This is a genomic window from Prosthecobacter sp., from assembly GCF_020439865.1.
Taxonomy (GTDB): domain Bacteria; phylum Verrucomicrobiota; class Verrucomicrobiia; order Verrucomicrobiales; family Verrucomicrobiaceae; genus Prosthecobacter.
Genome location: NZ_JAGRPF010000079.1, coordinates 1 through 26,134, shown reverse-complemented (window position 1 = coordinate 26,134; position 26,134 = coordinate 1). Strand labels below are relative to the sequence as shown.

The following is a 26,134-nucleotide window of genomic DNA, read 5'->3' as shown; positions in this document are numbered from 1 at the left end:
AAGTGAAATTGGATTGAATCCTTCTCTTACTCCTACTCTTCCTCCCTTGAATCGCAGTCCAGAGGACAATCGCAAAGGGAGGAGGAGTAAGAGTAGGAGGACGAGGAAGAGTTCATGCGGCGACGCGTGCGGCGGAGGATTTGGACGCCTTCTTGCGCTGACGGGCGCTGAGGAAATCGAAGAGGACTTCTTCAAGCGGGCGGTCTGTGGGACAGAAATGGTATTCGACGTTGTGGCGGTCGGTGGCGGCTTGAATTGTGTCGCGATGCGCCTGCAGTCGCTTGAGGTAGGTCTCGCGGGCGATTTGCGGATCGATGAACCGCTCGGTGCCGGTCTCGGCGTCGCGGAAGTGTGCGGACTTCTCGAAGGTGAAGTCAATCTCGGCACGATCCATGAGATGGAAGAGCACGAGGTCGTGGCCCATCGCGCTGAGAAGCGCGAGCTGCTTCTCCAGATGTTCGACGGGTGCGAGGAGATCAGTGATGAGGCAGATCATGCCGCGTTTGCGCAGCAGATCGGCCAACTGGCCAACGGAGAGCTCGAGCGAGGTGCCGGCGGCCTTCGCGGGGCGTTCGAGCTCGGTGATGATGCGACGCAGATGACCGGGGCGGTTGCGCGGCGGCAGATGCTCCTCGATGCCATCGGCAAAGGTGGTCAGTCCGGCCGCATCGCCCTGCTTCATGAGGAAAGACGCGAGCGTAGCCGCCAGCGTGGCCGCGTATTCGGCCTTTGTGTAGCCCTGCGAGCCGAACTTCATCGACTTGCTGTGATCGATGACGAGCTGGCAGCGCAGGTTCGTCTCGTCCTCGAATTTCTTGATGTAAGTGCGATCGCTTCGCGCCAGCACCTTCCAATCGATGTAGCGCGGATCATCGCCCTGCACGTAGGCGCGGTATTCGCTGAACTCGACCGAGAAGCCGTGATAGGGACTTCGGTGCATCCCCTTCCACAATCCCTCGACGACGACCTTCGCACGAAGCTCAAGCGACTTGATGCGCATGAGCGCCGCGGGGTCGAGGAAAGACGTTTGTGAGCTGCGAGCGGGTGCTTGCACGGTATTCACGGGATTGGAGAAGGGTTAACAGAATCCCCAAGGCGAGCGCATGCGGGCTCAAGAAGCGAAACAAGCGAACCTCCCGGCTTCGAACCATCCTCAGAATGCAGAAGCTGCTTCAAGAGCTCTGCTTGCTTTCCTAGCACTGAATCATCAAACAGCTTCAGATACTGCGCCGCATTGATTCGAGCATCTCCAGAACCGAAATCATCTTCGTCGGCGATCACATCCAACAACTGTTTCAGCAACTGTTCACTCTTGGACCGAGACCTGAAATACCTGTCGGCAATCACACAAGACTTAGCGGATGCCAGGACTAGAAGCTCACGAATGTCGTCTAATGACAGATCTTTCTTCGTGATCAACTGGGACGCCTGAGCATTCAGACGACTGTCATACTCATCGCGACTGAGCCCAGCCCCGAAAGGCGACCGCAGGAGGCTGTTGAGTGAGAACGGCATACAGTTCGAACTTTGTGCGCCTTAGACCTTCACCGTCTCCAACAGCTTCGCGATCACCTGCTCCACCGTCACGCCTTCGGCTTCGGCTTTGTAGTTCACGAGGATGCGGTGGCGGAAGACGGGGAGGGCCATGGCGCGAATGTCGTCGGCGGTGACGTGGGTGCGGTTGTGGAGGAGGCACCTCGTCTTCGCGCCGAGGACGAGGTTTTGGCTGGCACGGGTGCCGGCACCCCAACTGATCCATTGATTGACGAAGTCAGGAACGCCTTCGCGGCCGGGGCGGCTCGCCGCGGAGAGACGGACGGCGTAGCGGGCGACATCTTCAGCGATGGGGACTTTGCGGACGACCTGCTGGAAGGCGAGGAGTTCGTCGCCGGTGAAGAGACGCTGCACAGGCTCGCCTTTGCCCGCCGTGGTGCGGGTGACGACGGAGACTTCATCGTCCTCGCTGAGATAGTCGATGACGATGTTCAGCATGAAGCGGTCGAGCTGGGCTTCAGGCAGCGGGTAGGTGCCCTCCTGTTCGATGGGGTTCTGCGTGGCGAGCACGAAGAAGGGTTCGGGAAGGTGCATCGTTTTGCCGTTCACGGTGACCTGATGCTCCTGCATCGCTTCGAGCAGCGCGGCCTGTGTCTTCGGCGGCGTGCGGTTGATTTCGTCGGCGAGGATCATGTTCGCGAAGACGGGCCCCTGGGTGAACACGAGCTGGCGACCGCCTTCGGGCGTGTCTTCGAGGATCTCGGTGCCGGTGATGTCGGAAGGCATCAGGTCAGGCGTGAACTGGATGCGCTGGAAGCTGAGGTGGCAGACATCGGCGACCGTTTTGATGAGCAAGGTCTTCGCGAGACCCGGTGCGCCGGTGATGAGGCAATGACCGCCGCTGAGCAGCGCGATGAGCATCTCATCAATGACATGCAACTGGCCCACAATGACCTTCCCGACTTCCGCAAAGAGGCGCTGGCGAGCGGTGGCGAGCAGTTCGACGATCTGGCGTTCGGTGAGAGGGGCGGGAGACGGCGGAAGGTCGGGAGGGGCGCTCATGAGATGTGTGGACTATCAAACAGCGGCGAGGGTGCCAAGTTTTCATCCACGGCGCGGGAAGACGAGATTGATCGCGCCGCTGAGTCTCAATCCGTTTACCGCAGAGGGGCAGAGAGGCGGAGGACGCAGAGATTGAATCCATCCATTCTCTGCAATCTCTGCTCCTCTGCCTCTCTGCGATAAAATCGAACCGCCCAAAGTTCACCGGCGGGACGACTACTTCGACCAGGCGGGCTCCGGTTCCCACGTCTTCTCGCCGTGGCCAACACCGATGAGTTCGGCTTCTTCTTCCTCCTCGGTTTGCTCGAGCAGCGGGGCGAAGCGTTCGGAGCGGAAGCCGAGTTCCTGCTTCACGCTGGAGTGCGGATCGTCGGGATTGTGGAGTTCTTTGAGAAGAATGAGGATGTCGAACTGCGCATCGGCCAGCTTGATCTCAGCATCGTCATTGACCGTGAACTTCGGATTCGAGCGACCGGCACGAAGCGCACGCACGGTGTAGATCTGATCCTTCTTGGGCAGGGACTTGTAGAGGTCAAAGACCCAGGGCTCGAATTGATCGTCGATGCACACGACCTGCTGACCGGTTTTGAACATGCGGGCGATATAGCGTCGCGAGGCGCAATCGCAAGAGGCTCCGCCGCAACTTTGTCGGAGCATCGGCGTTTGAGGGCGCACGTCTCATGCACCATCACTTTCTCCGTTTCTCCTTCGCCCTGCTTGCTGCGCTGGTCATTCCGCTGGCCTGCCACGCCCAAGTCCAGCTTCCCGAAGGCTTTCACAAACTCGATCTCACCGTGGACGGTGTGGCACGAGGCGGATTTGTCTATGCGCCGACCGCGGCGAAGGAAAAACCAACGCCGGTCGTGTTTGTCTTTCACGGCCACGGCGGCAACGCGATGCAGATCGGTCGTTCGATTCCGATGTACAAACTCTGGCCGGAGGCGATCTCGGTGTATCTACAAGGCTTGAACACTCCGGGCAGACTGACGGACCCCGAGGGCAAGAAGCCAGGCTGGCAGCACGGCGCGGGCGCGGAGGGAGATCGCGATTTGAAACTGTTCGACGCGGTAATGGCGAACTTAAAGGAGAACTACAAGGTGGATGCGAAGCGCATCTTTTCGACCGGACACTCGAATGGCGGCGGATTCACCTATCTGCTGTGGGAGACGAGGCCGGACGTGCTTTGCGCGGTGGCACCGTCTGCCGCAGCATCGGCCCGACTGGCTGACAGGGCGTTCAAGCCGAAGCCATGCATGCACATTGCCGGAACGCAGGATCCGCTGGTGAAATACACCTGGAAGGAGATGGCGATGGCCAAGGTGAAACAGATCAACCAGTGCGAGACGGAGGGAAAGCCGTGGGCGAAGGACTGTACGCTCTTCCCATCGAAGGTCGGAGCGCCGTTCGTAGCGTTCATTCACCAAGGCACACACAAGTTCCCCGAGGAAGCGCCGGCCTTGATCGCGAAGTTTTTCAAAGAGCAGGCCGCCGCCGTGAAGTGACAGTCTAAAGTCGATGAGGAACCGGCGCTAAGCCAGCGCTGCCTTCCATTCGTCTTCTTTGAAGCCGACGAGATAGACCTTGCTCTTCGCATCGATGGCAAACGGACGTTTCACGAGGTTGCCGTTTTCGGAGAGGAGTTTGAGCGCGTCGTCGGTGCTCATGCCGGGCAGCTTGTCCTTGAGACCGAGAGCCCGGTAGTCCATGCCTGAAGTGTTGAAAAGGCGACGCAGATCACCACCGTGCGCGGCGAGCATGGCTTTGAGTTCAGCCAGCGTGGGCGGTGTTTCGCGAATCGCGATTTCGTCGAAGGGAACGGCGTGAGCCTTGAGCCACTTGAGGGCGTTCTTGCAGGTGGAGCAGCCGGAGTAGGCGTAGATCTTGAGCATGGGCATATGTTAATGAGGAATGGCTTTCATCCACGGTTCGAATTCAGGCGGCAGTTTGGCTTCGAAACTCAGCGGCTGGTCGTGAATGGGATGATTGAAGGCGAGCTTCCAAGCATGGAGCATCAGGCGGGGAACGCGGACGCGTTGCTTGTTCGGCTGTGCGTAGATCGGATCGCCGAGGATGGCGCACTGCAGCGCCTCTCGCATGTGAACGCGGATTTGATGCGTGCGGCCGGTGAGCAGGCGGCACTGAATGAGGGCGCAGCCCTGGTCCACCGCGAGCCGTTTCCACTCGGTGACGGCTTCCTTTCCCGCCCCGTCGAGGAGAATGGACATGCGTTTGCGATCCACAGGATGCCTGCCGATGTAGTTCTGGATGCGTCCGCTCTCGTCATTTGGCACCCCATTGACAACGGCGAGGTAAATCTTGGCGATGCGCCGCTCGGAGAAGGCCTCGGTCAGGCGGCGATGGGCGATGTCGTTCTTCGCCACGACCATGCAACCGCTGGTGTCCTTGTCGAGACGATGGACGATGCCGGGACGCATCTCGCCGCCAATGCCGCTGAGGTCGTCGATGTGATGCAGCAGGGCATTCACCAGCGTGCCATCGGGATTTCCTTCCGCCGGATGAACGACAAGCCCGGACGACTTGTCCAGCACCACGATGTCGGTGTCCTCATACAAAATCGTCAAAGGAATGTCCTGTGCTTTGATCTCGACCGACGCTACCTCCGGCACCGTGAGACTCACTGCATCCCCGCTCTTCAGCGTCGTCCCGGCCTTGGCAGGCTTCCCATTCAAGGTGGCGTGGCCTTCCTTGATCAAGTCTTGTAGCCGCGAACGCGACATCTCCGGCAGGCGCCTCGCGAGGTGCTTGTCAAAACGATCTCCAATGTCAGGGGTTTCAGTGATGCTCCAATCCACGGCGACATACTCATGATTCAAATTAATCAAGCAATCTGTAATTTCTGGCATTTGCCATGCGATGCAGGTAGGAAGCCATTCCCCTAGTCCAGTTGATCCCAGTCCTCGAACAGTCCTATCTGAGCACCTGCCCTGTCTGTCAGGGGCAGATCGATGTGACGTCGCTGGAGCCGTTCACGAAGCTGAAATGCCCGTTTTGCGGGCAGATGGTGAGGGTGCGTCGCCGATTTGACCATTTCATGATCATCCGCCAGATCGGCGAGGGCGGGATGAGCCGCGTGTTCGAGGCTGAGGATGAAACGCTCGGACGACGAGTGGCACTGAAAATCCTCAACCGGCAGTATTCCCGGGATTCCGTGCGGCTGGAGCAGTTTCGTCAGGAGGCCCACATCACCGCGAACGTCACGCATCCGAACGTCATCAAGCTCTACTCCGTGGGCTATGACCAGGGCTATTTCTACATCGCCATGGAACTCGTCGGCGGTGGCAGCCTGGAGCAGCGCATCCGGCGCGAAGGCCATCTCAAGGAAGCCGAGGCCCTGCGGATCGGCCGCGAAGTGGCCGAAGGGCTCCGGGCCGCGCAGCAGCTCACGCTGATTCATCGAGACGTGAAGCCTGCGAACATTCTCTTTACCGAAACCGGAACTGCCAAGGTGGTGGACTTCGGTCTGGCGCTGTTCGTGGATCGCGGCGGGGATCAGTCCGGTGAAATCTGGGCCACCCCTTACTATGTCGCACCCGAAAAGGTCATCGAGAACAAGGAGGACTACCGCAGCGACATCTTCAGCCTCGGCGCCACGCTCTATCATGCCATGACCGGCAATCCGCCCCACAAGGCGGACACGAACGCCATCGAGGATCTGCGCCGGGTGAAGAGCAAACGAGTGACCTTGGGAGAATCCGGCCTGCGTTTCTCGCCGCGCACCGAGCACGTCATCAACGGCATGCTCAGCTTCAAACCCGAGGAGCGTTTTGCCAATTACGACGAAGTTGTGGACGAAATGCGCCTCGCCGAAGGCCTGCTGGACCGGGGCAGCATCCAGCGCAGGCTGTTTTCACGGCGGGCCAAGCTGATCGGCTCCATCGCCGCAGCCATCATGCTCGCCTACGGAATGGGCTGGTTGCTGCGCGAAGGCGGCGGGCGCCGCCAGGGTCGCGCAATTCAGCTTTCCACAGCCAACGAGCGTGATCTGGACGGCAGCGGCGTGACCCTGAAGGCGGAGAAAGCCGGTGAAAAAACCGTCTCCGAACGCTTCACCGATGCGCGTCGCGAGATGTTGGAGGAGCAGAAATTCGCCACGGCCGAGGGAACATTTGCCGATCTGGTCAAAAGCTCCCCCCAGCCCACGCAAAACTGGGCGCTCTTCAATGCCGCGCTGTGCAACATCATGCTCGGCAACAAGTTCCCCGACAGGAAACAAAAGGCCCAGGAGCAGCTGTCCCAGCTCTCCACAGGACCCGATGTGAACGGCCTGGCTTCGTTCTTTGCCAAGATCAAAGACCGCATGTCGCGAGACTTCGCCTTGGGCACCCCGGTGGAATCGCTCGGTTATCGGACCGACAACGAGGAAATCCTCGGCTACCTCCTGCATGGAATGGCCGAATGGCATTTCGGCACCTACAAGACCGGGGCCCAGGGGTTGGAATACTTTCAGGATCATCTTCGCGACGTCAAAGATCCCGACACGGCATCCGCGACCGCCGCCTCATTGAAATGGATCAGTTTGTACAGTTCCCTCGTGAACTACTACCAGCCCGACTTCGCGCTCGCTGAAAACGCCTTGAAGCCGCGCAGTTCGGGCACCATCGGCGAACTACGCTCCGCGCTGGATGAAATCGAGGCGACCCGCAAGAAGCTCAAAACCAACGGTGCTTTCCGAACAGAGATCGATGAATGGAAGGCCTGGCTGAAACGCGAGATCGCCCGCATGACCGTTGAGGAGCAGGAGCGGCAGATGGAGGAGGACAAAAAGCGCCGCAAGGCCGACCTCGAACTGCTCGCCGACGTCAACTCACTCGTCCCTTCCCTCGTGCAGGGATATGATTACTCACGCGCCATCGACATGCTCGGCGGAACCCGCCTGGAGACTGCGGACGTGCGCAATGCGCTCGACGGCCGGCTCTACGTCTACACGCAGGCCCGCGATTTTGTCCGTCAGGTCATGATCGATCTCAATCGCAACGGCTGGAACGGAACCATCTCACGCCGGGAAGGCGGGCAAATGACCGGGCGCGTCACCTGCAGCACCGATGGAACAGTCGTGAGTGTGACATTGGAGCGCGGCACGCTTTCCCTGCCATTCGAGAGTCTCACGCCGGAATCACTGGTCGAAATCGCGCAAAGCTTTGCCTCTCAGACGACGGATTCCACCGACTACTACCACCGCCAGGAGATCATCGCCTCCTTTGCACGCCTCAACGGTCTCACCCAGCTTTCCGCCACCATCGCTGCACAACTGATGGAAGAAAACAGTTCCTTCCGCGCGCGCTGGATGAAGGTCATGGCCGCCGGCATTTGAAATCAAAACCCCGTTTGCCTCACGACAAACGGGGTTCTCAAAACGGTCTCTAAAGACTGGCGGCGTTACTTGATCTCCTGCGCCCAGAAGATGTGCCAGTCGTCCAGGTTGTTCAGATCGACGGCGCCCGGATTCACGCTGCCGTCATCGGCGATGCCATCGGCGTCGAGGATGGTCTTGCGGGTGGCGTCATCGTGGATGTAGCCCATGATGGATTGGTTGTGCTTGTAGATGTCGCCCTTGGTGAGCTTCACGCCGGGCTGGGCTTTGATCCAGCTTTCAAGCTGCGGATAGCTCGGCTTCGTGGCGATGAAGGCCTTGAAGGTGTCGATGTTGATGCCCAGCGCATCGAGCGTCATCTGGTCATAACCGCAGCCGATGCCGGGATACTCAGAGTGCAGCTTGCCGGCGGCGGCCAGCGAGGCCTTCTGCCAAAGGCGGGGAAGATGAAGGACACCGAGAGGGCCGGCGATGCCGGAACTGATGAGAGGAACGATCTGGCTCATGATTTGTGTTGGGTTGGAGTTTCGCGAATGACATTTGCCACGGCAAACGCACGCCGACTTTGACGGGCGCGCCTGACAGCGGCAAGAAGAAACGCTTCCGCCCTGTTATCCTCGTCCCCTTTTTCATGAAAAAAACCTGTCACCTCGCCCTCGTGGCGCTGCTGGCCCTGCCATGCTTCGCTGCTGAGACCAAAACCACACCCAAGTCCGCGCTCGAATTCCACAAGTGGTCCGGCGATCTCAACGTGCCTGATCCTGTCGCCGTGACCGTCGATCCGCAGGGTCGCGTGTATGTCTCCGCCACCACCCGGCGCAAGGCCGCCGATCTCGACATCCGCGAGCATCCGATGTGGATTCCTGACGACGTCTCGCTGACGAGCGTGGATGAAAAGGAAGCCTTCCTGAAACGCGAACTCGCGCCCGGCAAGCTGCGCCTGCCCCGCGGCGGACTCAAAGACCACAACAAGGACGGCTCCATCGACTGGAAGGATCTCACCGTTCACAGCGAGCGCATTTATCAGCTTCGTGACACCGACGGTGACAGCACGGCTGACAAGATCACCGTCTTCGCCGAAGGCTTTAACAGCGTCGTCACCGGCATTGCCGCAGGCATCCTGTATCACGACGGCTGGGTTTACGTCACCGTCGCACCCGACCTCGTGCGTCTGCGTGACACGAACGATGACGGCGTCGCCGACGAGCGTGAGATCGTAGCGCACGGCTTCGGCATGCACATCGCGTATGCAGGCCATGACATGCACGGACCGCGCATCGGCCCTGACGGGCGCATTTACTGGAGCATTGGTGACAAAGGCGTGAACGTGACGAGCAAGGAAGGCAAAAAGTGGTATTATCCGCACGAAGGCTGCGTCATGCGCTGCGAACCGGACGGCAGCGGCTTTGAAGTCTTCGCGCACGGCCTCCGCAACGTGCAGGAGATCGCGTTCGACGACTTCGGCAACATCTTCGGCGTGGACAACGACGCCGACATGCCCGGCGAGCGCGAGCGCTTCGTTTATATCACCGAGCGCAGCGATTCCGGCTGGCGCTGCGGTCATCAGTATCAAAAGGACCACAGCCGCTGGATGCGCGACGGTATTTGGCAGCCTGCGCATCCCGGCCAGCCGCTTTTCATCACGCCTCCACTCGCGAACTACTCGAACGGCCCCGCCGGATTCGTGCATGAACCCGGCACCGCGCTAGGCGCTTCGTTGCGCGGCCAGTTCATCCTCGATCAATTCCCCAGCGGTGTCATGACCGCGTTTCAAATCGTGCCCAGCGGCACGACCTTCGCGATGAAGAACGAACGCGTCATCCACAGCGGCATCATGGGCATCGGTCTCGCCATCACACCTGAAGGATCGCTTCTCCTCGCCGACTGGGAAGGCGGCTATCCGCTCGATGAAAAAGGCGCCATCTGGACCGCCGACGATCCCACTGGCAAAAACAGCACCGAGCGCCTCGAAACCGCCAAACTCATTCGCGCAGGAATCGATGCCGCCGGAGTTGAACTGCTTTCGCATCCCGATCAACGCGTTCGTCTCGGCGCTCAATTTGCCTTGGTCAAACGTGGCGACTTCAAAGAGCTCGAGGATGTCGCTTCGAATCCAAAATCAAAACAGCTCTCCCGCATCCATGCCATCTGGGGCCTCGGTCAGGGCCTGCGTGCGGCCAAGGTAGAAGGGTCAGTGCTCACTTCCCTTCTCACCGACTCCGATCCTGAAATCCTCACCCAGACCGCCAAGATTCTGGGAGACGCGAAGACGGATGGCAAACCGTTGATCCCGCTGCTCGCGAGCAAATCGTCACGCGTCCGCTTTCACGCCGCGATCGCCCTCGGCAAACTCGAAGAACCGTCGGCGGAGAAAAGTCTTCTCGCCATGGCTGCGAAGGAAAGCAGCGATCCGTTCATGCGTCACGCCATCGTCACCGGCCTCGCCGGCTGCGCCAAAGAATCGGAACTCGCATCACATGTGAAGGATAAAATGGCCTTGTGCACTCTGCTCGCCCTCGCGCGACAGCATTCGCCCCGCGTCGCAGACTTCCTCGCGAACAAAACGCTCGCTGATGAAGCCGAACGCGCCATTCACGATGACGCTGGGATTCCCGAAGCACTGCCTGCTTTGACCAAGCGGAACACGCGTCGCGGACTCAACGCCTGCCTGCGTCTCGGCATCGCGGAACCGGTGATCCAGGCCGCCTTGAAGCCTTCCGAACTGCAAAGTGAGGCGCTCGATATTCTGCTCACCTTCACGCAGCCACCACGCCTCGACCGCATCGACGGCATGGCCCACGAAACCGCTCCACGCGATGAGAAGGCTTTCGCCACACTCGTTCAGCCGCATCTCGACGCGTTGCTGGCGATTCAAGACGGAGACCTCAAAGCCAAGGCCGTTGAGCTGCTCATGCAGCTCCAGCTCCGGGTCGAACCGGGCGCGCTGCAGCAGATCATCGTCGACAAAAGCGCACGCGGTTCGTTGCGCGCCGAAGCCCTGAAGCTCATGGCCGCCCAGCATTCTGCGGCACCCGAGTTCGCCGCAGCACTGGATCTCGCGCTCGCCAAAACATCACCGTCAGAACTGCGCCATGAAGGCTTGAAGCAGCTCTTCACACACCAGCCTGAACGCGCCATCACCGAAGCCGCCGCAGCACTCGAAAACGGCGACACCACCACGAAGCAGCTCGCCCTCGCCCTGCTCGCCACATCGAAGGACGACGCTGTCATCGGACATTGGCTCGATCTGCTCGCGCAAAACAAGGCTCCCGCGGCCATCCAACTCGACATCCTCGAAGCCGCCGCCGCGCGCGACACTCTGAAGTCCAAACTCGCAGCCATCCAAACCAACAACACCGAGCTTCTCGAAGGCGGCGATGCCGTCTCGGGCCGCGACATCGTCACCAACAATCTCGGAGCCAACTGCCTCGCCTGCCACACCATCGAAGCCAAGGAGGGCAGCCAGGTCGGCCCGAATTTGAAAACCATCGGCTCGCAGAAGGACCGCGCCTACATCCTCGAATCCCTCCTCAATCCCGTCGCGCAGATTGCCCCCGGCTACGGCCTGGTTTCCATCACGTTGAAGGATGGCAAGATCATTTCGGCTGCGCTCGACAAAGAGGACAAAAAGCAGATCGTCCTCCGCGCGCCCGACGGAAAAACAAAGACCATTCCTCGCGATCAAATCGCCACCCTCACCCCGCCCATCAGCGTCATGCCGCCCATGCTCGGCATCCTCACCAAGCCGCAGATCCGCGATGTCGTGGCCTACCTCGCGAGTTTGAAATCGAAGACGAGCAAGAAGAAGTGATCACTTCGCCTTGGGCGGCAAGACTTCGGGCGTCAGCGTGATCGCTGCCGTCGGCGTTGTTCCTTTGCCCAAACGTCCGCTGTAAAGATCGATCGCGCGCTTGGCGATGATGTCGATCACCGCAGGCTGAAGCGTACGAGCTGCGACATTCGAGACAGCCACGCTGGCCCACATGATGGGCGATTTGAAACGCAGCGCCTGCCAAACGGGCAGGATGCGCTTGTACCATTTGTTTGCGGTCTGCAGCTTTTCGTGTTTCGCGATCTTGTGCGTCATCTCCCACGTCTTGATCGCCGTGCTGGCACTGACATCGACGAGACGGCCAATCGAACGCGTTTGCAGGAAGTCCGCCACGTCCATCGCCGCGAGATGGACCGCTCGCGAGAACTGGCTGAGCCCCGGCGCGAGCAGCGCCTCCTGTTTTCCCGGGTGATAAATCGCTGCGATCTCGCGCACGAGCTTTGGCACCTCATCGACGAGAGGTGGCAGCCATTCGGGATTCAGGTTCTTCTGCCAGCGCAGACGGTTTTTGCAATCCTCCACGGCCTTGTGCGCGAGTTCGTCCGCGATGCCGCACTCGGGATAGACGTAACTCTCCAACGCATGACGCGCCGCACGCAGATCTGCCGCGAAGCGCAGCAGCTTCCAGATCACAATCGTCGCCGCGCCGACGAGAACGCCGGCTAAAAACGTCAGGATGTGGCCCCAAGGCATGCGCGCACGGGACAGCGGCGCAGGCGGAGTGTCAAGATGACGAAAGTGGCGAGACAGCCTGCTTGCAGGGGAAGATTGCCACGCCATAAATGCGCCCCTCATGTCCTCCATTTTCGAACTCTTCTCTCTTCAAGGAAAGACCGCCGTCGTCATCGGCGGTACCGGCGAACTCTGCGGCGCGATCGCCGAAGGTTATGCCTCCGCAGGCGCGGAAGTCGTCCTCGTGGGACGCGACCAGACGAAGGCGGACAAGCGTCTCGAAACCATTCAGGCCGCCGGTGGGCAGGCCTACTTCGTCTCCGCCGACGCGAGCCGCAAAGCCGACCTGCAAATCCTGCTCGACCAGGTGCTGGAACGCTCCGGCGGCTGCGACATCCTCGTCAATGGCGCGGGCGTGAACTCCGCGACGCCCTTCCTCGACATTCCCGAGGACGAATACGACCGGATCATGAACATCAACACGAAGGGCGTGTTCCTGGCGTGTCAGGTGTTTGGAAAGCACTTCGTCGAAAACAAGGTGCCCGCCTCCATCATCAATCTCGGCTCCATGTCCGGCCTGCTGCCGCTCAGCCGCGTGTTCACCTACTCGATGTCGAAGGGCGCCGTTCACAATCTCAGCAAAAATCTCGCCCGCGAATGGGCGCCGCTCGGCATCCGCGTGAACACGCTCGTGCCTGGTTTCTTCCCGGCGGAACAGAACAAAAAAGTTCTCGTGCCCGAACGTATCGCCAAAATCATGAGCCATACTCCGATGAACCGTTTTGGCGAAGCCAAGGAACTCGTCGCTGCGGCACTGCTGCTCGCAGGTGCCGGCAGTTCCTTTATCACCGGCCATGAGATGGTCGTGGATGGCGGTTATTCGTCGATGACGATTTAAGCTGCGAAGCGTTGCGATAGAATCGCGGAATCATTCTCGTAAAGGTCAGTGGTAAGACCTCTAACCACATGACCTTTTCGACCATCAAACCCCAGCGCAGCCTCGTCGAGGAAGTCTGTGCCCGCATCGCCTCGGAGATTCGCGACGAGATTGGCGGAGGTGACGGCTGGCTGCCGCCGGAGCGCGATCTGGCGCTCAAACTCGGCGTGAGCCGGCCCGTCGTGCGCGAGGCGACCAAGCGGCTCGAACTGCAGGGCCTTCTCGAAGTGAAGCACGGTGTCGGAACCAAGGTCGTGGACAAGCTTCACAAGCCGCTGAATGGCTCGCTGGCGCTGCTGATCCCTGACGACAAGGAGCGGCTTCGCCAGCTCATCCAGGTGCGCTTCATGCTGGAGCCGGAGAACGCACGACTGGCCGCCGAAAACGCCAGCGCGACGCAGATTCGCAAACTACGGGCGGCCTTGCAGCAGCTTGAAGCCGCGGAAGACTTTGAATCCGCCGTGCTGGCGGACATGACGTTTCATCGCGAACTTGCGGCAGCATCGGGCAATCAAATCATCACCCTGCTGCTACACTCGCTCTCGGAACTCATTCAGACGAGCCTCAGCCGCGGTTACAGCCGCACCTCGACGGCCAACGCCGTGCGTCAGCATGCCGCCGTGCTTACCGCCATTGAGAAACACGATCCCGAAGCCGCCGCGCAGGCGATGCGCGAGCATCTCATCACGGCCGAGACCGATCTGGCGTTGCCGAAACCGAAAAAGTCCAATCGCGCATGAAGGCCGCCCTTTTCACATTCCTGACCCTCACCACGAGCGCACTGGCTGTCGAGACCGATGCCGCGAAGCTGTTTCACGAACAGGTGGCCCCGATTTTGGTGAAGAACTGCGTCGAATGTCACAACGATGTGACCACCAAGGGCGGCCTCAACATGGAGACGCTGGAGACCACGCTCAAAGGAGGCGACGACGGACCATCCATCGTTCCCGGCAAGGCCTCGGAGTCGCCGCTTTACACGATGATCGTCCCCGAGTCCGAAGGCGACAAACCGGAGATGCCGAAGAAGAAACCCGCGCTCTCCGCCGCCGAAACCGAACTAATCAAACGCTGGATCGACATGGGTGCGGCATGGCCGCAGGAGATCGTGCTCAAGGAAAAACCCAAAGGCGATGTCACGCATTGGGCCTTTCAACCACTGAAGGCGTCCAAGCATGCCTCCATCGACGCGTTTCTGAATGAGAAGCTCAAAGAGAAGGGGCTTGCGATGAATCCGCCCGTCGATGCGCGCACCTTCATCCGTCGTGCGAGCTTTGATCTGATCGGACTGCCGCCGACGCCGGAAGAAGCAGCGGCCTTTGAAAAGGAGTTTGCGAAGGATCCCGACGGCAGCATCAAACGTCTGATCGACCGACTGCTGGCCTCGCCGCGTTACGGCGAGCGTTGGGCGCGCCACTGGCTGGATGTGGTGCGTTTTGCGGAGAGCCACGGCTTTGAAATGAACCGCGCGAGGCCGAACGCATGGCCGTATCGCGATTACGTCATTCGTTCGCTCAACGAGGACAAGCCCTATGACCAGTTCGTGCGCGAACAGATCGCGGGCGATCAACTGGGTGCGGATGAAGGCACGGGATTCCTTGTCGCGGGTGCATGGGATCAGGTGAAAGGCCAGGATCCGGTGCTGCGGGCGAATCAACGGGCGAATGAGATGCATGACCTCGTGAGCACCACGGGCAGCACCTTCCTCGGCCTCACGATCGGGTGCGCACGCTGCCACGATCACAAGTTCGATCCGGTGCTGCAAACCGACTACTATCGCGTGCGCGCCATCTTCGAGGGCGTCCAGCATGCCGAGCGCGAGCTGCGACCTGCGGACTGGGAGCAGCGGCAGAAAAAGGCAGACGGTGTGCGCGCCGAGATCGCGGCGATCGACTCGACGCTGTCGCGTTTTCAACCGAAGGCACAGCTGACCCGGCGTGTGCTCGTGGACGACGATCTTCCGCCTCCAACGAAGCCGGATGCGATTGGCTGCGTGCAGATCGAGCAGCCAACGAATGGCAAACCCATCGAGTATTCACCGGGAACCGAAGCGGGTCAGGCATCCGATCCGGGTGATTCGACGCGCCTGCCGAATCTCGGCGAGAGCTACCGCTACTGGAGCGCGAAAACGGATGAAGCGGGCAAGGATTTCTTCTCGTGGAATCCACGAGTGGACGGCAAGCAGCGCATCTGGCTGTCCTGGGGTGCATGGACGACGCATGCGAGAGACGCGCGCTACATTCTCGACCTCGATGGCGATGCGAACACCAAGGAGGACCAGAAGGAGATTGCCGTGGTGAATCAAAGCCAGTTCGCCGATGGCAGCGGCGCGATTCCACAGCAGAAGCGCTGGAGCGGATTCAAGTATGCTGGAACGCATGCGATGACGAAGGATTCGATCGTGATCCTGCGCAGTGGAAAGCTCGGCGGACCGACGGTGGCGGACGCCGTGCTGTTTGAACAAGCGGACAATGCGCAACCCGCGTCGCAGCCGCATTTGCGCGCACCGGTGACGCATCTGGCGAATCGCGAGAGCTTTGATGCGGTGAAGGCGAAGTTCGTGCGCTTCACGATTCGTGCGACGATCGGCGGGCAGCCGTGCATCGACGAACTGGAAATCTTCTCCTCCGGCAAGAACGTCGCGCTGGCAAAGCACGGCGCGAAGGTGACCGCGTCGGATGTTTATAGTGACGGATCGAATCCGATTCATCAAATCGCGCATGCGAACGACGGTCTGTATGGCAACGCTAAGAGCTGGATTTCGAAGAACGCCGGCAAAGGCTGGCTGCAAATCGAACTGCCGCGCGAGGAAACGATCAGCAGCGTCGTGTGGAGCCGGGATCGCGGAGAGAAAGGCAAGGTGTATCAAGATCGTCTCGCGACGGACTACGTGATCGAGACTTCGCTCGATGGGAAAACATGGAAGGCGGTGGCGTCATCCGCAGATCGTCTCCCGGCTGATTATCGGGACCGCATTCGCGACATCCCGACCTTGAGCGGCGTGTCCGGCGACAACGCCGCTGAAGTGAAGAAGCACAGCGAACGACGCGCAGCACTGCAGCGTGAACTGAAGGAGCTGACGAACTTCCCGATGGCCTACCTCGGCAAGTTCGAACAACCCGGCCCGACCTTCCGCCTGCAACGCGGTGATCCACTCACACCGAAGGAGGAAGTGGCTCCGGGTGCGCTGTCACAGTTCGGAGCGAAGCTGGATCTGCCGAAGGACACGCCCGAAGCAGATCGTCGCATGGCCCTGGCGAAGTGGCTTACGGATCCGAAGAACCCGCTCACCGCACGCGTGATGGTGAACCGCCTCTGGCACTACCACTTCGGCACGGGCATCGTCGATACACCTAGTGATCTTGGCTTCAACGGCGGCAAGCCTTCGCATCCGGAATTGCTCGACTGGCTGGCGGCGGAGTTCATGAAACGCGGCTGGAGCATCAAGGAGATGCATCGCCTCATCATGAACTCGAAGGCCTATCGTCAGTCGAGCGACGCAAACGATGCGGGTTTGAAGGCGGATTCGAGCGCACGGCTGCTGTGGCGATTCCCCATGCGGCGCATCGAGGCGGAACCGCTGCGCGACACAATCCTCGCGGTGAGCGGCGTGCTCGATCTGACGATGGGCGGCCCGGGATTCGATCTGTTCGAACCGAATGACAACTACGTGAAGGTGTACCAGTCGAAGCAGGAGTTCGGACCCGACACGTTCCGGCGCATGATTTATCAGAGCAAGCCGCGCGTGCAGCTCGATGACACGTTTGGCGCGTTCGACGTTCCCGACGCGGGACAGATCGCACCACGACGCACGTCGAGCACGACACCGTTGCAGGCGCTCAATTTCCTCAACAGCACGTTTGCTATGCAGCAGGCGGGCCTGTTTGCCGCACGGCTTGAAAAGGACGCTGGCAAAGCGGCCGATGCGCAGGTGAAGCGTGCATTCCAACTGGCTTATCAGCGCGATCCGCGTGCGGATGAACTCGACGCGTCCACGAAACTGATATCACAGCACGGCCTGGCGATGTTCTGCCGTGCCCTGCTCAACACGAGTGAGTTCATGACCCTCTATTGATTCCTGTTATGCGAAATCATCTTCTCTCACGTCGCACGTTTTTGAATCAAAGCGTCAGCGGACTCGGCAGCATCGCGCTGACATCGTTGCTGGCTCAGAAAGGCCTGCTGGCGAGTGAACCGATTCGTCCGGTGATCGATCCGGCGCATCCGTATGCACCGAGGCCGCCGCATTTCGAGCCGCGGGCCAAGAACGTGCTCATGATTTTCTGCTCCGGCGCGCTGAGCCATGTGGACACGTTTGATTACAAGCCCGAGTTGGTGAAACGCCACGGCATGCCGCTGCCGGGTGCGGCGGATTTGATCACGTTTCAAGGAGCTCAAGGCAATCTGGTGAAGCCGCTGTGGGAGTTCAAGCCGCGCGGGCAAAGCGGGAAGATGATCAGCGATCTGGTGCCGAACATCGCCGAGTTCGCCGACGACATGTGCTTCATCCACTCGATGACGGCGAAGTCGAACACGCACGGCCCGGCGGAGAACCAGATGAGCACAGGCTACATCCTCGACGGCTTCCCCGGCATCGGCTCGTGGGTGACGTATGCGCTCGGCTCGGAGTGCGATGACATGCCGGCCTTCGTAGCGATTCCCGATCCGCGTGGCGTGCCGCAAATCGGTTCGCGGCATTGGAACTCGGCGTTTCTTCCAGCCGCATTTCAGGGAACGGCGTTCAATGCGAGCAAGCCGATTCCCAATCTGATCCGGCCAGCGAGCGTGAGCGAAATGGCAGACCGCGACACACGCGCTCTGGTTAATCTCTTGAATCGTCGGCAAGCGGAGGAGCATCCGGCGGACAGCGATCTTGCCGCACGCATTTCATCGTACGAACTGGCCGCGCGGATGCAGATCGCGGCGTCGGAAGTCGGCAACATGGCGGGCGAGAGCAAAGCCACGCTCGATCTTTACGGCGCGAACGACAGCAACGAGATCAAGGCAGGCTTTGCCAAGAACTGCCTGCTGGCGCGGCGACTGATCGAGCGCGGCGTGCGCTTCGTGCAGCTTTTCAACGGCTCTTACGCCATGGGCGAGGGCGTGGGCAACTGGGACGGGCACAAGACGATCGAGAAGCAGTATTCCGTGCACGGACCGATCCTCGACCAGCCGGTGGCCGGGTTGCTGAAAGACCTGAAGGCCCGCGGGCTGCTGCAGGACACGCTGGTGGCCTTTGTCACCGAGTTTGGCCGCATGCCGACCTTCCAAAAGGGCGCGAACGGTCGCGATCACAATCCGAAGGGTTTCACGGTCTGGCTGGCAGGCGCGGGCGTGAAAAAAGCCTACAGCTACGGGGCCACGGACGAATTTGGCTATCAGGCCGCCGAGCGGGTAAGCTCCATTTACGACCTGCACGCGACGATTTTGCACCTGGTGGGCATCGACCACGAGCGCCTCAGCTACTACAACAATGGCATCGAACGTCGGCTCACGGATGTGCATGGGCATGTCATCCGGGACGTTCTGGCCTAGCCCCCCTGCCCTGCCGTCGCGAGAAAGAAGGGGAAAAACCGTTTGATTTCCTTCCCGAAGTCTCCACCATGCGCCTCCCCAAAACCTGACCCCATTCCGTACCTTAATCATGGCAGTTGTCATCCGTCTCCGTCAAGATGGCCAAAAAGGCCGTCCAGTCTTCCGTATTGTCGCGGCTGACCAGCGCTTCCCCAAGGAAGGCCGTTTCCTCGAAATCCTCGGCACCTACGATCCCCAAAAGGGAGTGAAGGGCGCCATCGTGAAGCTCGACCGCGTCAATGCGTGGATCGCCCAGGGAGCCAAGCCTTCCGACACGGTGAAGAGCCTCATCAAGAACGCCGCAGCAGCCGCCACGGCTTAATTTGCCATGGACGCGCCGGAAGCCCTCCGCGAGTTCCTTTCCTACGTGGTGGCGAATTTGATCGACCACCCGCAACAGGCGACTATTGCGATCGGCACCAATTTAAACGGTGCGGTCACCTACCGTGTGCAACTGGCGCAGGAAGACGTGCGCCATGTCATCGGCAAAAACGGGATGACCATCAGCGCGATCCGTTCCCTGCTCAACACAGCGGCGGACAAACACGGGATCAAGATCTCCCTCAAGGTGGGATCGCTGCGCGACGAAGATGCGGAAGCCGCCGCTTCGCCGACTGACGAGATCCGGACACCGGATGCCGGGCAGGCATAGCCTCGCCCCTCGCCTCTCACGCGCACCTGCTGCCCGCCCACCAGCCCAATGCGGCGGCGGTTATCCCCAGGATGATGCTGCCTATGGCATTGATCACTGCAAGCCACGAATGCTGGTTCAGGAGCAGCAGCCAGGAGTCATTGGAAAGCGTCGAGAAGGTGGTGTAGCCCCCCAGCATTCCCGTGGCGGCAAACAACCAGGTGCCGCTGCTTTTTTCCTTCATCACCGGCAGCGCAAAGAGGAAGCCCAGAACGAAACTGCCGAGGATGTTCGACACGAACACGCCCCACGGAAAAACGGACTTCGGCAGCAGACGCGCCATGCCGATCACTGTGCCGTATCGCAACACAGATCCGACGCCACCGCCGAGGAAGACAAACAGAAGATTCTTCATGCCGCCACCTCCCCACGTCTGGAACCACCGATCGTCTGCGGCGCGATGCGTGCGCGCCAAATGTAGCGCTGGAAGAGAACCTTGACCGAAGCGGTGAGCGGCACCGCCAGAATCGCGCCGAGCAGACCGCCCAGCAGCAGGCCCCAGACGAGCACCGAGGCGATCACCGTCATCGGATGCAGTCCGACTGCCTCACCCACAACACGGGGCGTGATGAAGAGCGCATCGATCTGTTGAACCAGGGCAAAGACCGCAGTCACCACGAGCGGCATGATCCACCAAGGATCTCCAGGCACGAGCGCACTGCCACCTTGAACAGCCGCGATGATCACGGCCGGAATCCAGCACAGTGCGATGCCCAGATATGGAATGATTCCGGCAATGCAGAGCGCCAGCCCGATGAGCAGACCAAAGTCCAGTCCCACGATCACCAGACCGATTCCCGTGGCGATGCCGTTGATGACACTGACAAAAAGCTGTCCGCGGAAGAAGGCGACGAGGTAGCTGTTGATCTCGTTCAAACAGCTCACCACTTCGTCTTTGAAGGCAGATGCCCGCAGCGGCAGGTAGTCGGACCACGACTCTTGTATCTTGGCGCTCTCGATCAGGAAGTAGTACAGGTAGAGCGGCACAATGATGAACGAGAGCATGAAACCAAACACACCCAGGAAGCCGCCCACGCTCGATTTGACGAACGTCCAGGCCATGCCTGAAATCTTGGGCAGCACCGTTTTCAAATCTCCCTTGAGAAGCCGTTGAAGATCGAAGGTGTCCCCCGCGGCAGCTTCAGCGCCGGGAGTCGCATCTGCGGACTCCGCCGTCGCGGCAGGCGCGGTCGCCGCATGAGGCAGCAGGGTGATGTCATAATCTTTTTCGATGCGAGCTGACAGGTCGATCACCGCCTTCTGGGCCTTTTCGAAGTACACCGGAACACGCTCGGCCAAATGTCGCGTCGGGTCATCCAGCTTTACCACGATCCACCAGCCGAGACCGCCCATCGCAAGAGTGAATACCGCAAACGCAAGGAGGACGGAGCGCTGCCGGTTCAATCCACGCCGCTCGAGCCACTCCACGCCCGGCTCCAGCAGATAAGCCAGCACACCGGCCACCGCGAAGGGCACCAAGATCGGCTGGAGAAAGGCGATCACCTGCGTCGCCAGGTAAATCAGACCGATCACAAGAGCACCGATGACCGTGATCGACAACGCGGTCACAGCGGTCCATAACGCGTTGCGCTGAAAGGCGGTGGGCAGATTCTTCATCGGGAGAGAGGCGCGCATCGTAGCGAGTCACCGGGCTTTGGGAACTCCAAATCTGCCCGCAGATTGGACAGCACCTGCACAACGCGTATCCTCGCGCTGCCATGTCCCGCCCCCAGCCCCAGCCCGTTGATCCGGCCGAACTCCCGCAGCTAGCACAAGCCACCATGCGGTCCGCCAAGTTTCCGATGCTCGCCACCGTGGACGGTGACCAGCCGCGCCTGCGTCCTGTCTCCCCCGTGCGCACGGACGGCTTCGTTGTCTATGTCGCCAACCTGCGCCGCTATGGCAAAACACACGAACTGGCGGCCAATCCGAAAGCCGAGCTTTGCTACAAGGATGATCAGGACAATCAGGTGCGCATCACCGGCAGAGCCGAGATCCTCACCGAACGTCCTCTGCTGGAGGAGATCTGGGCCGCCAACCCGTTGCTGCGTGCCTATCTTGGCAACATCGACAATCCTGAACTGATCATCTACCGCTTTGTCCCCACTCAGGTTCGCTACATGCGTGAGTGGGCTTTGGAGTACTTTGAAGTTCCGTTTTAACGGACCCTGGTTCTGTCGTTCATGAGTTGGTGAGGTCTCAAAACAGGGCCGACAGGTGTTCAATTGCGCTGCCACTGTGAATAAACTTCATCTTTGTGAATAAATCCTTGCCAGTGACTCCACGCTCTGACAATCTCCGGCAATTACCGTGATTCATTCAAATAATCACATTCAGGGAACGGTACGCTTGGCTCTCTCCCGCGCCAAAGAAAAGCTGTCCCCGCCTTTTTCAACGCAGGCAAACACTATAACCACTCAACTACCATGGACCGTGACGACCATCCAGCATCGGTAATCTCCCCCGACATCTCCACCCGCACGTCCGACTTTGGCCCCGTTTCTGTGAATTCTTCATCTCCTACCACCTCCAGCTCCCGCCGCCGCCGCTCCGGTCCGATTTCCGCCACCAAGACTTTCGTCCTCGATACCAACGTCCTGCTGCACGATCCCGCCTGCATTCACCGCTTTGCCGAGCATCACATCTGCATTCCGGTCGATGTGCTCAGCGAGCTCGACCGCTTCAAAAACGAGATGACCGAACGCGGCTCCAACGCCCGTGAAGTGCATCGGGCGCTGATGAAGATTTTCGCCACGAAGGGCGCCTCCGTCACCACTGGTGTTCCCACCGACGGCGGCGGAAGCATCCGTGTCGTGGTTTATGATCCGGATGTCGCCTGCGAGGTGCCCAGTGTTCAGGAATTTCAGCGCATCTTCCCCGCTTTGGAGAAAGCCGACCACCGCATCCTCGCCTGCACCCTCTGGTTGCGCGAGCAGGTCTCTCCTCCGGTCATTCTCGTCAGCAAGGACCTCAACATGCAGCTCAAGGCACGTGCCGTGGGCATCGAGTGCGAGGACTACCTGCATGACAAGGTTGAGCCGCGCGAGGTGGCGAACTTCGACATCGCCCGTGTCGAGATCAGCGCCCACGAGCTGCAGCGCTTCGCCAGCAGCGGCCGCCTTCAGCTGCCGGAAAACCGCTTCGCAGGCATGGTCGTCAACGACTACGCCCTGCTCTCCGCCGGAGAAAAGGCCACCATGCCAGCAAAGCTGAGCGCCTCCGGCGAGTTCGTGCGCCTGCATCACACTCCGGAGTCCATCAAGGTCGGCCAGGGCCGCGCCATCAAACCGATGAACCTCGGCCAGGCCTGCTTCCTCGATGCACTGCTCGATCCCGACATCAGTCTCGTCACCTGCTACGGCCAGGCCGGCACCGGCAAGACACTGCTCGCCGTCGCCGCCGCCCTGCAGCAGGTGTTTAACCGCACCTACCACGGCCTCACGGTCAGCCGGCCCATCGTCGCCATGGGCCAGACGGTCGGGTTCCTGCCCGGATCCCTGCAGGAAAAAATGCGTCCGTGGCTGCAGCCGGTCTATGACGCGCTCGATCTCCTCATGCGTCCGATGGAAGGCACGCAGCAGGGCCCCACGCGCAAAAAGAACCGCTTCATGCCCGAACCGCAGCAGCAGATCGCCGCACCCGCCGCGCCGTATGACCCGCTCATCCAGCAGGGCGTCATCGAGGTCGAGGCGCTGTGCTACATCCGTGGCCGCAGCATTCCGGACCGCTTCTTCGTGCTCGACGAAGCCCAGCAGCTCACCCCGCTCGAGGCCAAGACCATCGTCACCCGCATGTCCCGCGGTTCCAAGCTGGTGCTCGTCGGCGACCCGGCACAGATCGACAATCCCTATGTCGACAGCCGCAGCAACGGTCTCGTTTACACCCGCCAGCGCATGCGCGGGCAGGCCTTCGCCGCCCACGTTCCGCTCGTCAAAGGCGAGCGCAGCGCCCTCGCGGAAGCCGCCGCACGCCTGCTCTGATCACAGAACAGGCTCTGGAAACTACGGAAACGGTGTCTTCCAAAAGAAACGGAAGCATCCGCAACACTCGCCCAATCTTTTTTGAAACTGCCTCAGGGGTTTTGCGTTAAAGCACGCCACACGCAGGCTTGGGACTCCAACCTCCGCGTTCCATTAACTCAATCCAACTCAATCGCAGATCATGAAAGCCATCGCATCCACCCTCGCCATTCTCGCCCTCGCCGCCACGCTGAACGCTGCTGAAGGCGACGCCAAGAAGCCTGAAGGCGACAAGGGCAAACCAAAGATGAATCCGGAACAAGTGTTCGCCAAGAAGGATGCCGACAAGGACGGCAAACTCAGCAAGGAGGAATTCCTCAAGGGTTCCAAGGACGCCGCCAAGTCAGAGGCCGCATTCAGCGCCAAAGACAAGGACAAGGACGGATTCCTTTCCAAGGAAGAGTTCACCGCCGCTCCGAAGAAAAAGAAGGCCGCCTGATCCGGTCGCCTCTTTGACTCAAACACAGTCACCCACGCCGCACCCGCCCCGCGCGAGTGCGGCTTTTTTATGGTCGTCTTGGCAGACCTCCTCGGACCGCTCACAAAAAACAGTGATAATTTATCGAAACGGAATGAACACTTTTTCGTTTAACACGGCCACACGCAGGCTTGGAACTCCAACCCCCGCGTTCCATTAACTCAACCCAACTCAATCGCAGATTATGAAAGCAATCGCATCCACCCTCGCCATTCTCGCCCTCGCCGCCACGCTGAACGCCGCCGAAGGCGACGCCAAGAAGCCTGAAGCCGGCAAGAAGAAGGCCCCGAATCCGGAAGAAATGTTCAAGCGCCTCGACAAGGACGGCAACGGCTCCATCAGCAAGGAAGAATACATGGCCTCCCCTCAGGCCAAGAAGGACGAAGCCAAGGCCGCCGAACGCTTCGGCAAGATGGACAAGAACGGCGACGGCTCCCTCTCCAAGGAAGAGATGACCCCGAAGAAAAAGAAGGACGCCTGATCCGGCCCCCTCTTTGACTCCAACAAGTCACCCACGCCGCATCCGCCTCGAGCGAGTGCGGCTTTTTTGTGACCGCGTTCAGAAAATGCATTGTCCACTCATGTCCGTCGACCTCTTCTCCATAGTCCTTCCCTTTTAAAGCTCTCTCGTTGCCTCACGCTCCAGCCTGCCGCTTGATGCGCTTGTTATTCCGGCAAAGCGATCACCGGTGTCCAGTTCATCTGCACGTTCTTCTTCAGGCACCACTGCCTAAATCGCTGGGAAACCACCAATTCCTCGCGTCGGCCACGGTCTTTGGGCGTGCCCCATTTCTCTGCGGTGAGGGCAAAGTCCGTGCCGTTCATCGCGGTGAGATCGGTGGCATTGTACTTTAAAATCACCTGGTTGACAATGATCTCGTCGGGCATGCAGCCCGTGGAATAGTCGTCCTTTACAGGATTGCCTTCTTGGTCACACAGCGGCATGGAAACTTTCGGCATTGTTCGGTTTGCCCAGATGCACCAGAAATCATTCTGATGATAGCGCGGGTCATGCACAATGACGGGAAGGAAGCCCAGTCCTTGAAAACTTTCCTGCTCCAATTCCGAACGCGTGGCAGCGGTGCAAACCAGGCCTGACAGGCAGCCCAATGCGCCGACGACCGGAAGTTTCTTCGCTGCCTTTTCAAGCCCCCATTGATCCCAATCTTTGCCGCCCGTCCCGTCACACCCGATTTCCTCAGATGCGATCGTGTATAGAAAGCTTGCGCCTTCGATATCCTGATCGTCAAACTCATAAGAGGTCTTGACGGTGAAATGACTGTAATCCCCCGGCTTCTGTTTTTTTCTGCATGCGAGTGAAGGCATGGGCCTCAATCCCAACTCCTCCTTCAGGAACGCAAAGATTTCATCCAGCTTCGGATCGCCCTCCAGCAGCTTGACGTCCAGGCATACCCCGCTCTTGGAGATGAGCTCCGGGAAACGCATGGCGACACGCTCGAACACATGAGCAGCCAGATAGCCGTTCAATGGGCGGTTCTTTGGTTCTTTTCTCAAAAGATAAAATTCCAGAAACTTCTTCATGGGAGGAGATTGAGCTTCGCACGAAAGCCGTCCACGACATTGGCCAGCTTTTTAACATTTGGATCATCATGATTGGCATAAAACTTCGCCAAGTCTGCCAATAGATCCGCTGGTTCACCTTTGATTGCTTTTTCTGAGTACGGGATCACTGCTTTCAAGCCTTCCTCCAGCAGATCATGATCTTCCTTGCTGAGGACCGCCCCGGCCACGTCATCCACATGGAAGTTATAGCCTTTTTTGTTCATGTACTTGATGAGCCGTTTTGGGATGATGTGATGCACCTTGGCGTAGCTGTAACCCTTCACCATGATCTTGAAATCGTCGCCGCTGTTGATGATCCATTTGCCGGTTATGGGGTCGGACGCCGTGGAAACGGTGGAAACGGGGTCAGGCGACATGAAAGCGTAGGAGAAACGGACTTCAAGACTGCTCGCGCCGTAGGGGGAGGCGATTTGGTATGGTGGGGGTGCTATGAAAACACCATCCAACACACCACGCTTCATC

At 59.7% G+C, this 26,134-nt stretch carries 25 protein-coding genes; 13 read left to right on the top strand and 12 right to left on the bottom strand.

Annotated features, from left to right (window positions below):
• Window positions 1–112: 112 nt before the first annotated feature.
• The 4 genes from KDL09_RS08735 to KDL09_RS08720 form a co-directional block, all read right to left on the bottom strand.
• Window positions 113–1,054, bottom strand: coding sequence for a DUF58 domain-containing protein (locus KDL09_RS08735; RefSeq protein ID WP_294383994.1), 942 nt, complete (start codon window positions 1,052–1,054; stop codon window positions 113–115).
• Window positions 1,055–1,059: 5 nt separating this feature from the next.
• Complete coding sequence (locus tag KDL09_RS08730) at window positions 1,060–1,515, bottom strand: hypothetical protein (protein WP_294383993.1); 456 nt, start codon at window positions 1,513–1,515, stop codon at window positions 1,060–1,062.
• Between the two features lie 21 nt (window positions 1,516–1,536).
• Window positions 1,537–2,556 (bottom strand): MoxR family ATPase, encoded by a 1,020-nt coding sequence (locus KDL09_RS08725; protein ID WP_294383992.1) that lies wholly within the window; start codon window positions 2,554–2,556, stop codon window positions 1,537–1,539.
• Between the two features lie 216 nt (window positions 2,557–2,772).
• Window positions 2,773–3,150: a hypothetical protein gene (locus KDL09_RS08720; protein ID WP_294383991.1), complete on the bottom strand. Its 378-nt coding sequence runs from the start codon at window positions 3,148–3,150 to the stop codon at window positions 2,773–2,775.
• Window positions 3,151–3,236: 86 nt separating this feature from the next.
• Here KDL09_RS08720 and KDL09_RS08715 point away from each other — a divergent pair, with 86 nt between their 5' ends.
• Window positions 3,237–4,058 carry a hypothetical protein gene (locus KDL09_RS08715; protein ID WP_294383990.1) on the top strand — a complete coding sequence of 274 codons (822 nt, stop codon included), beginning with the start codon at window positions 3,237–3,239 and terminating at the stop codon, window positions 4,056–4,058.
• A gap of 27 nt (window positions 4,059–4,085) precedes the next feature.
• Here KDL09_RS08715 and KDL09_RS08710 read toward each other — a convergent pair whose 3' ends face one another.
• Both KDL09_RS08710 and KDL09_RS08705 read right to left on the bottom strand, forming a co-directional pair.
• On the bottom strand, window positions 4,086–4,445 hold the full coding sequence (locus KDL09_RS08710) for an arsenate reductase family protein (protein WP_294383989.1): 360 nt from the start codon (window positions 4,443–4,445) through the stop codon (window positions 4,086–4,088).
• A gap of 9 nt (window positions 4,446–4,454) precedes the next feature.
• Entirely contained in the window at window positions 4,455–5,420 is a 966-nt protein-coding gene (locus tag KDL09_RS08705) for an RluA family pseudouridine synthase (RefSeq protein ID WP_294383988.1), read from the bottom strand.
• A 188-nt stretch (window positions 5,421–5,608) separates the two neighbouring features.
• Between KDL09_RS08705 and KDL09_RS08700 the strand changes: the two genes are divergently transcribed.
• Window positions 5,609–7,888, top strand: coding sequence for a serine/threonine-protein kinase (locus KDL09_RS08700; RefSeq protein WP_294383987.1), 2,280 nt, complete (start codon window positions 5,609–5,611; stop codon window positions 7,886–7,888).
• Window positions 7,889–7,953: 65 nt separating this feature from the next.
• On the opposite strand, the gene KDL09_RS08695 is transcribed toward KDL09_RS08700, so the two are convergent.
• Window positions 7,954–8,394 carry a DUF5069 domain-containing protein gene (locus KDL09_RS08695; protein WP_294383986.1) on the bottom strand — a complete coding sequence of 147 codons (441 nt, stop codon included), beginning with the start codon at window positions 8,392–8,394 and terminating at the stop codon, window positions 7,954–7,956.
• A gap of 125 nt (window positions 8,395–8,519) precedes the next feature.
• Here KDL09_RS08695 and KDL09_RS08690 point away from each other — a divergent pair, with 125 nt between their 5' ends.
• Window positions 8,520–11,699: a PVC-type heme-binding CxxCH protein gene (locus KDL09_RS08690; RefSeq protein ID WP_294383985.1), complete on the top strand. Its 3,180-nt coding sequence runs from the start codon at window positions 8,520–8,522 to the stop codon at window positions 11,697–11,699.
• Here the strand turns inward: KDL09_RS08690 and KDL09_RS08685 are convergent, their stop codons facing one another.
• Window positions 11,700–12,413 (bottom strand): hypothetical protein, encoded by a 714-nt coding sequence (locus tag KDL09_RS08685; protein WP_294383984.1) that lies wholly within the window; start codon window positions 12,411–12,413, stop codon window positions 11,700–11,702. It abuts the gene before it with no gap.
• A 100-nt stretch (window positions 12,414–12,513) separates the two neighbouring features.
• On the opposite strand from KDL09_RS08685, the gene KDL09_RS08680 reads away from it, so the two are divergent.
• From KDL09_RS08680 to KDL09_RS08655, 6 genes are all read left to right on the top strand, one after another.
• Complete coding sequence (locus tag KDL09_RS08680; RefSeq protein WP_294383983.1) at window positions 12,514–13,290, top strand: SDR family oxidoreductase; 777 nt, start codon at window positions 12,514–12,516, stop codon at window positions 13,288–13,290.
• A 68-nt stretch (window positions 13,291–13,358) separates the two neighbouring features.
• The gene (locus KDL09_RS08675) at window positions 13,359–14,069 is read left to right on the top strand and encodes a FadR/GntR family transcriptional regulator (RefSeq protein WP_294383980.1); all 711 of its coding nucleotides are present in this window, start codon (window positions 13,359–13,361) and stop codon (window positions 14,067–14,069) included.
• Complete coding sequence (locus KDL09_RS08670) at window positions 14,066–17,401, top strand: DUF1553 domain-containing protein (RefSeq protein ID WP_294383978.1); 3,336 nt, start codon at window positions 14,066–14,068, stop codon at window positions 17,399–17,401. The genes KDL09_RS08675 and KDL09_RS08670 overlap by 4 nt, the downstream gene beginning before the upstream one ends.
• Before the next feature lie 8 nt (window positions 17,402–17,409).
• Complete coding sequence (locus KDL09_RS08665) at window positions 17,410–18,861, top strand: DUF1501 domain-containing protein (protein ID WP_294383977.1); 1,452 nt, start codon at window positions 17,410–17,412, stop codon at window positions 18,859–18,861.
• Between the two features lie 109 nt (window positions 18,862–18,970).
• Complete coding sequence (gene rpsP / locus KDL09_RS08660; RefSeq protein WP_294383975.1) at window positions 18,971–19,222, top strand: 30S ribosomal protein S16; 252 nt, start codon at window positions 18,971–18,973, stop codon at window positions 19,220–19,222.
• Between the two features lie 6 nt (window positions 19,223–19,228).
• Entirely contained in the window at window positions 19,229–19,552 is a 324-nt protein-coding gene (locus KDL09_RS08655) for a KH domain-containing protein (RefSeq protein ID WP_294383973.1), read from the top strand.
• A gap of 16 nt (window positions 19,553–19,568) precedes the next feature.
• Here the strand turns inward: KDL09_RS08655 and KDL09_RS08650 are convergent, their stop codons facing one another.
• Window positions 19,569–19,946 carry a CrcB family protein gene (locus KDL09_RS08650; RefSeq protein WP_294383971.1) on the bottom strand — a complete coding sequence of 126 codons (378 nt, stop codon included), beginning with the start codon at window positions 19,944–19,946 and terminating at the stop codon, window positions 19,569–19,571.
• A complete protein-coding gene (locus KDL09_RS08645; protein ID WP_294383969.1) occupies window positions 19,943–21,226 on the bottom strand; it encodes an AI-2E family transporter in 1,284 nt (427 codons plus the stop codon). Before KDL09_RS08645 ends, KDL09_RS08650 begins: the two co-directional genes overlap by 4 nt.
• Before the next feature lie 83 nt (window positions 21,227–21,309).
• On the opposite strand from KDL09_RS08645, the gene KDL09_RS08640 reads away from it, so the two are divergent.
• From KDL09_RS08640 to KDL09_RS08625, 4 genes are all read left to right on the top strand, one after another.
• The gene (locus KDL09_RS08640; RefSeq protein WP_294383967.1) at window positions 21,310–21,753 is read left to right on the top strand and encodes a pyridoxamine 5'-phosphate oxidase family protein; all 444 of its coding nucleotides are present in this window, start codon (window positions 21,310–21,312) and stop codon (window positions 21,751–21,753) included.
• A 264-nt stretch (window positions 21,754–22,017) separates the two neighbouring features.
• Window positions 22,018–23,571 carry a PhoH family protein gene (locus tag KDL09_RS08635; RefSeq protein ID WP_294383966.1) on the top strand — a complete coding sequence of 518 codons (1,554 nt, stop codon included), beginning with the start codon at window positions 22,018–22,020 and terminating at the stop codon, window positions 23,569–23,571.
• A 181-nt stretch (window positions 23,572–23,752) separates the two neighbouring features.
• On the top strand, window positions 23,753–24,049 hold the full coding sequence (locus KDL09_RS08630) for a hypothetical protein (protein WP_294383965.1): 297 nt from the start codon (window positions 23,753–23,755) through the stop codon (window positions 24,047–24,049).
• 223 nt (window positions 24,050–24,272) lie between these two features.
• Window positions 24,273–24,569, top strand: coding sequence for an EF-hand domain-containing protein (locus tag KDL09_RS08625; protein ID WP_294383964.1), 297 nt, complete (start codon window positions 24,273–24,275; stop codon window positions 24,567–24,569).
• A gap of 185 nt (window positions 24,570–24,754) precedes the next feature.
• Here KDL09_RS08625 and KDL09_RS08620 read toward each other — a convergent pair whose 3' ends face one another.
• Together KDL09_RS08620 and KDL09_RS08615 are read right to left on the bottom strand one after the other, a co-directional pair.
• Window positions 24,755–25,630 (bottom strand): hypothetical protein, encoded by an 876-nt coding sequence (locus KDL09_RS08620; RefSeq protein WP_294383962.1) that lies wholly within the window; start codon window positions 25,628–25,630, stop codon window positions 24,755–24,757.
• Window positions 25,627–26,134 (bottom strand): hypothetical protein (locus tag KDL09_RS08615; protein ID WP_294383960.1); only part of this gene is annotated, 508 nt, incomplete at its 5' end. The genes KDL09_RS08615 and KDL09_RS08620, both read right to left, overlap by 4 nt.